Annotated in this window: 8 protein-coding genes; 2 read left to right on the top strand and 6 right to left on the bottom strand. The window is 60.5% G+C overall.

Annotation, left to right across the window (positions count from 1 at the left end; translation table 11 throughout):
- Positions 1-57 precede the first annotated feature (57 nt).
- The 3 genes from P8K07_05040 to P8K07_05030 all read right to left on the bottom strand — a co-directional run bounded on the left by P8K07_05040 (position 58) and on the right by P8K07_05030 (position 2,207).
- The gene (locus P8K07_05040) at positions 58-717 is read right to left on the bottom strand and encodes a nitroreductase family protein (GenBank protein ID MDG1957890.1); all 660 of its coding nucleotides are present in this window, start codon (positions 715-717) and stop codon (positions 58-60) included.
- Positions 718-812: 95 nt separating this feature from the next.
- Complete coding sequence (locus tag P8K07_05035) at positions 813-1,196, bottom strand: CbiX/SirB N-terminal domain-containing protein (GenBank protein MDG1957889.1); 384 nt, start codon at positions 1,194-1,196, stop codon at positions 813-815.
- Positions 1,197-1,319: 123 nt separating this feature from the next.
- Positions 1,320-2,207, bottom strand: a complete 888-nt coding sequence (locus P8K07_05030) for a DUF1295 domain-containing protein (GenBank protein MDG1957888.1) — start codon at positions 2,205-2,207, stop codon at positions 1,320-1,322.
- 237 nt (positions 2,208-2,444) lie between these two features.
- Between P8K07_05030 and P8K07_05025 the strand changes: the two genes are divergently transcribed.
- Positions 2,445-3,002 (top strand): lipocalin family protein, encoded by a 558-nt coding sequence (locus P8K07_05025; GenBank protein ID MDG1957887.1) that lies wholly within the window; start codon positions 2,445-2,447, stop codon positions 3,000-3,002.
- Positions 3,003-3,259: 257 nt separating this feature from the next.
- Here the strand turns inward: P8K07_05025 and P8K07_05020 are convergent, their stop codons facing one another.
- The 3 genes from P8K07_05020 to P8K07_05010 all read right to left on the bottom strand — a co-directional run bounded on the left by P8K07_05020 (position 3,260) and on the right by P8K07_05010 (position 7,280).
- Positions 3,260-3,940, bottom strand: coding sequence for an acyltransferase (locus tag P8K07_05020; protein MDG1957886.1), 681 nt, complete (start codon positions 3,938-3,940; stop codon positions 3,260-3,262).
- 286 nt (positions 3,941-4,226) lie between these two features.
- The gene (locus P8K07_05015) at positions 4,227-6,884 is read right to left on the bottom strand and encodes an SBBP repeat-containing protein (GenBank protein ID MDG1957885.1); all 2,658 of its coding nucleotides are present in this window, start codon (positions 6,882-6,884) and stop codon (positions 4,227-4,229) included.
- Between the two features lie 141 nt (positions 6,885-7,025).
- Complete coding sequence (locus tag P8K07_05010; GenBank protein ID MDG1957884.1) at positions 7,026-7,280, bottom strand: SHOCT domain-containing protein; 255 nt, start codon at positions 7,278-7,280, stop codon at positions 7,026-7,028.
- A 312-nt stretch (positions 7,281-7,592) separates the two neighbouring features.
- Here P8K07_05010 and P8K07_05005 point away from each other — a divergent pair, with 312 nt between their 5' ends.
- Entirely contained in the window at positions 7,593-7,880 is a 288-nt protein-coding gene (locus P8K07_05005; GenBank protein ID MDG1957883.1) for a lipocalin family protein, read from the top strand.
- The last annotated feature ends 421 nt before the right edge of the window (positions 7,881-8,301 follow it).

The raw sequence follows: 8,301 nt of genomic DNA, 5'->3' as shown, positions 1-8,301 counted from the left end.
AGAAACGCCCGCCGGCAAAAGCGGGCGGGCGTTTCGGCAGTTCGTCGGGGGCACAATTCAGCTTTTGTGGTTGCCCCAGGTGTTCCAGTGCGTCAGCTCGCCTGCCGGCAGGCGCTTGGCTTCCTTGAAATCGTCGCCGGTGTAGTAGGCGACCGGGAAGAGCACGGTTTGGGTGACCGCGGCGGGCAGGGCCAGCATCTCGGCGACCTTGGCTTCTTCGAAAAGATGGATTGTCGTCCACGCCATGCCGAGCCCACGTGAGCGTCCCGCCAGCATGAACGACCACGCCGCCGGCAGAATCGAGCCGTAGATCGAGGCCTGTGCCGCGACGCCGGCCTGTTCCACGCGGCCCTCGATGCAGAAGATCACCAGTGCCGGAGCCTTGTGCATGTTTTCGGCGAGATAGGTGGCCGAGTCGACTACACGCGGCATCTGCTTGGCGCGTGGGTCGTTGTCGTCAAACGCCGGTGGCATTTCTTCGCGCATGGCGGCATAGCCGGCAAAGCCGGTTTTGTAGACGTCGGCGATGGCCTTTTTCTTGTCCTCGTCGGTGACCACCACCACGCTCCAGCCCTGCATATTGGATCCCGTGGGGGCCTGCAGCGCGATGTCGATGCACTCCTCGAGCACTTTCGGCTCGACGGGTTTGTCGAAGTCGAGACGTTTGCGGACCGAGCGCGTCGTGCGCAGAAGTTTGTCACAAGCCTGAATATCCATTGATTCCTCCGAAGAATGTTCTTGCATTGGACCGACGCCGGCGTCGGTCTGGGTGGGTTATCCTTATGTGCTGCCGGCGCGGATCGCGAGCCTTTTCAGGACGTTTCTGCGAGCAAGGCTGTCGCTCGTCGGACGAGGATCTCGACCATCTGGTCGTCCTCGCCGATCGCGGCACCCACGCGGATCGTGCAATTTGCGTGTTTCACCCGGGCGGCCTCGGCAATGGCCGGGATGTCTTCGCGGGTATGGCGGCCGGGCAGCAGGAAAAACGGCTGAATTACGATCTCGCGGGCGCCGTCGCCCACGCATCGGTCGATCGCCTCGGCGATATCCGGCGGGCAGATCTCCAGATGAGCTGTGCGGATCTGCCAGTCGGGCTTGGCTGTGGCGACCTGCGTGGCCAGACGCTCGAGGAAGGCGGCGGCCTCGGGCCGCTTGCTTCCATGGTCGACAATCAGAAGAAATTTTTCAGTGTGCATCGTTTTTATTGAAAAAGTGACGGTTGAGGGCCCCGGGATGGTTCGCCTGGGCGCAAACAGGCGCGGATCCGCGCGTGTCCGCGCGAAGCGGCACGAAGCGGCACGCCGCGGGCGGTCGTCGGCTCAATTTCCTTTCGGCGGCCAGAGCATCAAGCTGGATGTTCGGGCTTCGTAGTCCGCAAAGCCGGGCCGACGCTCGCGGCTGCGGGTGTCCATCATCGGGATACTGGCAAAGACGAACATCAGGAACATCGCCAGCACGCCGATGCCGGTCCACCAATAGGCCGGTGCGGCCGACAGCGCGAAGAGCCAAAGCGACAGCCAGAAGAGCATCTCGCCGAAATAGTTCGGATGGCGCGAGTAACGCCACAGACCGCTTTCCATATGCGCGCCGGGGGTGCGTTGGCGTACAAAGGCACGCATCTGTTCGTCGGCGACCAGCTCGATCAGGGTCGCGGCCAGACCAACGCCCAGCGCCAAGCCATCGAGCCAGCCAAAGCTGAGGTCGCCCATGGCCAGGGCGGGATAGAGCGGCAGGCAACCGAGCACGATCTGCAGGGTGGGAAAGAGGTCGACCAGAGCCAGCTGCACAAACCAGCGCGGCGTCGGTGTCTTCTCGTAAAGGTCGATGTAGCGGAAGTCCTCGTGATGCAGCCCCGGAAAGCTGCGGGCCCAGTTCAGCGTCAATCGAATCGCCCAGAACCAAACGACCGTCATGACCGCGATCTGGCGCATCGACCAGTCAGGCACTGCTGCCAGCGTGGCAAAGTAGCCGGCGGCCGCCGGCGGCAGAATGCTCCAATAGGCATCAAAGACCGAGCCGTTGTTCACGGGCAGCATCGCCAGAAAGGTGATGATCGATGCCACATAGAGCCCGGCGGTCATCGCCCACAGAGGCGAGAGCCCAGAGGCCGAAAACGTATACCAGGCCGCCGGGACGGCGATCAGATAGACGACGGTGCAATAGAGCAGCGAAGCGCCGCGGTTTTGGGTGAAGGCGGGTCTTTCCATATATAGTCTTTTGCCTGCCAGCGGCCGCTTCGCAAACGCCGGCTTCGCCGCCGTTCGGGCGGAACCGGGCCTGTGGTTTTCCGGCCTGTGTTTTTCTGCAAAAATCGCAGGGTACGCGCCGGCAAGAGGGCCGGGCGCGGGTCGAAACAAGAAGCTCCTCCAAGGGCTCCGAAAAGGGGCTCATGTCAGGCGCATCAGACAAAGGAATCGGGTGAAGCCGTGCGAGCAGGAACAGGATTGAAAGTGGCAGGTCGGAATACGGGTGTGTGCTGGTGGTTGCCGGTGGTTTTGTTGTGCGCGGGTCTGCTGGGTGCAGGTTGCACGCAGGCACCCGAGGGAATCGCGCCAGTCGAGGGCTTCGAGGCCGAGCGCTATTTGGGTCGCTGGTTCGAGATCGCCCGGATGGAAAATCGCTTCGAAGAAGGCCTGGTCGATGTCACCGCCCAGTACTCGACCCGCGAGGATGGCGGCATCAATGTACTCAATCAGGGCCGCGAGAAGGCCACGGGCGAGATGGCCAAGGCCGAGGGCCGCGCCTATTTCGTCGGCCCGCGCGACGTGGGCGCCCTGAAGGTCTCGTTCTTTCGCCCGTTCTACGGCGGCTACAACGTTATCGCGCTCGACAAGGAAGACTACCAGTGGTCGATGGTCTGCGGCCCCGACCGCTCGTATCTGTGGATCCTGAGCCGCACGCCGACCATGGCGCCCGCGACGTGGAAGATGCTCACCGACAAGGCCCGGTCACTCGGCTTTGATGTGGACGCGCTGGTGATGGGGCAGGACGTGGCGGGGTAGGGGTTAAGGCAAGTAACCTCGGGTGATTTCCCAGCTGTCCAACAGGAATCGAGGGCAGGAAATGGGAATATCGAAGCGAGGGAAAACTTGGCAGATCAGCTTCCGTATCGGGGGCGGAAAACGGGTGACAAAGACCTTCCGGGGGACCGAGCGGGAGGCCCGCGCAGAAGAGGCCAGAATGCGGATTTTGATGCCACTTTCCGGCATCAAAAAAAGAGCGCTCGCTAGGCAAAAACGGTCTTCAGGTTCCTTCCGTCTCAGTTCCCCGGATCTGGCGGGTCCATGGTTGTCTCGCCTCCCGCCTCGGCGCTTTCGTCGGTGCGATAGCCGATACAAGCCGCCGGAATTCCCGCGACAATCGAGTACGGCTCGGTATCCTTCGTCACGACAGCCCCCGCACAAACGATCGTCCCCTCCGCGACGCGAACGCCTGCGTTAATGACCGAGTTCGCGCAGATCATGCAATCGTCGCCGATGAACGTGGGGGCGACTCGGTGTCCTTGCTCCATGAACGGTCGGCTTCGCGATTCGTAGTTGTGCACATGCGCGACCACCACGGCATTCGGGCCAATCCCAACGCCGCTTCCCAACGTCAACCCACCTCGCCCACTGACGTAGGCCATCGAATTGATGGAAATCGAGCGCCCCGCTCGAATCCCCGAGCAATGGTCGATGTAGGCCCCGACGTAGATGAAGGCAAAGCCCTCCAATTTTCCAAAGAGGCACTTGTAGAGCAGCGAACGGAGTACGATCCCGACACCGCCCGGAAAAGATCGAATGAGGGCGCCCAGATACTGCTCCGCAATGATGCGAAAGAGACCGCTCAAGCCGTGCTCACGCAGATAGTTCCAGATGATGGTCAGAGCACGCGCGACACTCAACCCGTCGGTTCGACTCAAGCCGACGCTCTTCTGCTCCGCAGACCTCGGTGTCTTCATGATTTCGCTCCTGGGTTAGGGGGCGGTTAGTTGATTTGGGAAACGTAGTTTAGCGCCGCGTGAGCCGTCGAGCCGAAGTTCGGATTAATGCGGGAACGTCGGGGGTCGGGGCGCCTACAAAAGTTAGCCCCGGGTGTCGTTTGCTGGTATACACAGCCCGATCCGATTCGTGGGCGCATACTGCAATCCCCGCGCTGCGAAGACCGACTTCGGGATTGCCGTCGGCGGCTGGTGTGAGGGCTAGAGTGGCGAGGATAGCGAGCAGGATTTTCTTCATGGTCTCTTCCTATTTGCAGGTCACGGCAACGCTATTGCCGCTCATGCGGCAGTACGGCAGAGGCTTCGGTCCTGGGAACTCAGCCTCCGCGCATAGGCTGGTCATGGCATCGGTCGGGTCGAGAGATACGGTGGCTTTTAGGGGGAGCGTGGCGTTCGGGTCGGCGAAGTCACCGGACTTGCCTTTGACGATCACCAGAACCTCGTTGGCCTTCTTGGGGTTCCACTTGAGAATGACCTTGGGCAGCATCCCATCCACGGGAGTCTTGGTAATGTACTGGAACTTCTTGCCGTTGGGCGTCGGGATCCAACCGCTGCGGGCAATCGGGTCATAGAGCCCAGAGGGGATATCGAGGTCGACGAGGACATTGGCATTGGCATCTTGCACGATCAACCGGAAACCTTGGTTCTGTGGGCTGATCGATACCGCATCATCGAAGATCAGCTTGGCTTTATACTTCAACTTATCGTCGCCGGCCGCGGTCGCGAAGTTGGTGGCCTTGAGCAGCGGCTTATAGGCCTTAATACCGCCCGTGCAGGGGTCGCAGGCGTCGCCCAGACCGTCTTCGTCGGTGTCTGCTTGGGACGGGTCAGGATCATCGGGGCAGATGTCGTAGGCGTCGCAGGTGCCGTCGGTGTCCGTGTCGGGAAGACGTTCATCGGCGGGGCAGGTGGAGCTTGTGCCGTCGCAGACTTCTTCGATGTCACAGATGTCTGCGGCTGGGCCGCAGACTGTATCCGCAGGCTCGATTTCGCAGGTCGAGGAGCAGCAGTCGCCGTCGATGGTGTTTCCGTCGTCACACTGCTCGCCATCGTCAATTGTGGAGTTTCCACAAAACTGCTGCGCTACCTTTGCGACAAAAGCATCGCCGCCGCCATTGTAGGCGCTGATGGGGCTGCCCCAGCTAGCACGGGTTCCGCCAGCCACAAAGATGGAGTCGTTTGCGCCAAGCGCAACATCATGGCCCGCCTGATCTTCGTCTCCGCCCAGGAAGATACTCCATACCTGCTCGCCTGAAGTATCGAGCTTTACGATGAACGCGTCAGGGCTGCCGGAAAACGTAGATTCGGCTTCTTGCCAACCGTCGCCGCTGGCCCCAGTGATGTACGTAAATCCGCCGTCATCGATTTCGGCGGCCCTTGCGATGTCGCTACCCGTTCCCCCGATGAAAGTATGCCACAGGATTTCGCCCGATGAATCGAGTTTAACGGCGAAGCCGTCTCGTCCACCTGCATTGGCCCGGACGGGGTTGCCCCAGTGGGCATTGCTGTGGCCCGTAATGAGAGCGTTACCGCCTTCGTCGACCGCGATGCCGGCTCCGTAATCGTAATCATCGCCGCCCAAGAATGTGCTCCAGATGAGGTTTCCTGAGGAGTCAAGCAGCGCAGTAAACGCATCGGTGTCGCCGGAGTGTGGACGTACGGGGCCGCCCCACGAGGAACTGCTGTTGCCGAGGAGGTAAAGATTGCCATTCGTGTCGATGGCGATGTCAGTCCCGCAATCGTCCCCCTGGCCACCCAGAAACGTGTTCCAGATTAGTTCACCGTCGGAATTCAGCTTCGCTGCAAATCGATCTCGACTGGCTGAGTAAGCCCTGATCGGATTTCCCCAGCTGTCGCCGCTGCAGCCCCCGAAATAAATGTTGCCAGCAGGATCGACTTCAATTCCATCACTTTCGCTACCGCCCGATGAGGGTGCCAGAAAGGTGCTCCAAGCCAAATTACCGGACTGGTCGAGTTTTGCCGCAAACGCATTGGGGGCGTTGCTGAATGCCCGCAATGGATTTCCCCAGACGCCATAGCTATGGCCCGCAACGAGAACGCCTCCTTCCGCGTCGATGGTAAGCTTTGTGCCCCAGTCGTTCTCCGGACCGCCAAGAAAGGTGTGCCACAGCAGATTGCCGGCCGGGTTTAGTTTGGCTGCGAAGCGGTCCACGTTGCCAGAGTGCTCGCGTACTGGGGCGCCCCAGCCGGCATCACTCTGTCCCCCCACGAAAACATAACCACCCGAATCGATGACTATGGTGTTGGCAACATCATACCCGTTTCCCCCGAGGAAGGAGTTCCACGTAAGCGTTGGATCGATTACCAGCGGCAGGTCCTCGCGATACTCGCCGACGACAAAGCCAACAGGCCCATCCGTCACTGCCGCGAACGCCACCTCGACCGGCTCTCGCCTGCCATCAACCACCTGCCACGCAATCGGCGCGCTCTCAGTAATCGTTCCTGTGTCGAATCCGATCTGCAGTTCGCCGCGTTCGGTTAGCCGTACCGGTCGGTTGTAGGCAAGTCGTATCGAACCCGGATCGGTCCCCGGCGCCACGGTCCAAGTACTCCGCGCGATGCCGCCGTCCGGTGCGTCATAGACGAGATCGACACCCGGCCAGATGTCTTTGTACGAGACCTTCTCAAGCGCCGGGGCCTGCTCACTGGGCGACGCGGTCCCCTGCTCGGCACCCGAGGCGATCGGCTCAGAACCCGCAGACCCTTCGAACCGCACCCGCAGCGCGTAGGTCCCGTTCGAGGTGAAGTAGCCATTCGAATCAAAACCGAGGACATGCCCACCGGAGGTAAACTTTTTCAGCGCATCGCCTTCAGGGATGGCCGCAAGCGCCGGCGATGCAAAAGCGAGGGTCAGGATGGCTGCGGGCAGGAGTCTGGAGCGCATGCCGGTACCGTAGCCCCGCGGCTGCTCGGCGGTCAATACGAGTGCAGAAAACCCCCAGAAACCCGGCCATGCCTGCGGAAACCTACTCCATGGTCGCAGCCACGCTGCTCGAACCGCGACAGAGGCTGTGCCAGAGGCGAGTCAGTCGCTGGTTGCATTGCGGAGAATCTCCGCTTTAAGCGCATCGAACTCCGACTGGGTGATCGCCCCCCGCTCCTTAAGATTTGCAAGGTCCAGAAGCCGTTCTTCGGGGGGCTTGTTGGCCGTGGGTGCCGCAGGGTCGAGGGGAAGAGGCGTGCCCGGTTCGACGCACTCGTACTCCACGGAGACCTCCGAGTTCGAATTGGTACCTAGTCCCCAGCCTCGACCTAGCCCACTCTGTTCTCGATCAATCATACGGGCTTCCAAGCCCTGACTTTCACACTCGCTTTGTGCCCAGGCAATTGCCCATTCCGCGGCTTCCATTGCGGTATTTCCAGTCTGACTAACCATGTATCGGTTGGGTCCCACCTGTACGGGGCGAGCGCAGCCAAACACCAACATGCAGCTGGCGAGAATCAGGAATCCTCTCGAAATAAAACCGCTCTCGAGAACTTGATACGATCGAGATACCTTTAGACAACCCATGCCGGTACCGTAGCCCTGCGGCTGCTCTGCGGTCAATATAGGTGCCAAAAAGGCACAGAAACCAAGGCAGGATGATCCTGTATGAACCCACCGCCCACACGCCCATCTGCGCCGCAGTCCGATTGCCTTCCACCCCCAACCTGTGGCATCACGCTGGCTGGAAAGAACAACAAGCGCACAGCTGAGAAATCGCCGGAAGGCCTGGACTACCAGTGGTCGATGGTCTGCGGCCCCGACCGCTCGTATCTGTGGATCCTGAGCCGCACGCCGACCATGGCGCCCGCGACGTGGAAGATGCTCACCGACAAGGCCCGGTCGCTCGGCTTTGATGTGGACGCGCTGGTGATGGGGCAGGACGTGGCGGGCTAGGGCAAGTATTCTCAGGCGCCTTCCTGTCGTCCTTGCTTTCCAAGTTTTTTCGATTTCGGGGAGCGGTGGAGGGACGGGGCAAGTTGCAGGAGAACGCAGAGGGCGAGGGCACTCAGAACTACGATACTAGCGGTCTTCCAAACCGCGTAGGGGAAGAGTTTTACGGAATAAGAATGTTTGGGGAGGATCCAACTATCATCCTGAAAAATCCACCAATGCAGCGTTTCAAACATGTGCCGCCATGCAAGACTTTCTCAGGTCGCCAGTCCACCGCCGAGGAGGACGAGGTAAAGAAAAGAAAAATTCCAATGGATCGGGCGTTTCCCCACCCATCTCCACAGCGAGAGAAATAGAATGCCGAGAGCAGCGGGGAAGATCAGTCCCTGGACCATTTCTCTTACATCCTCAAAGTGATCTATTT

This window comes from Candidatus Binatia bacterium (genome assembly GCA_029248525.1).
GTDB lineage: Bacteria > Desulfobacterota > Binatia > UBA12015 > UBA12015 > UBA12015.
Note: the sequence above shows the minus strand (reverse complement) of the source record. Positions and strands in the feature narration are given on the sequence as shown.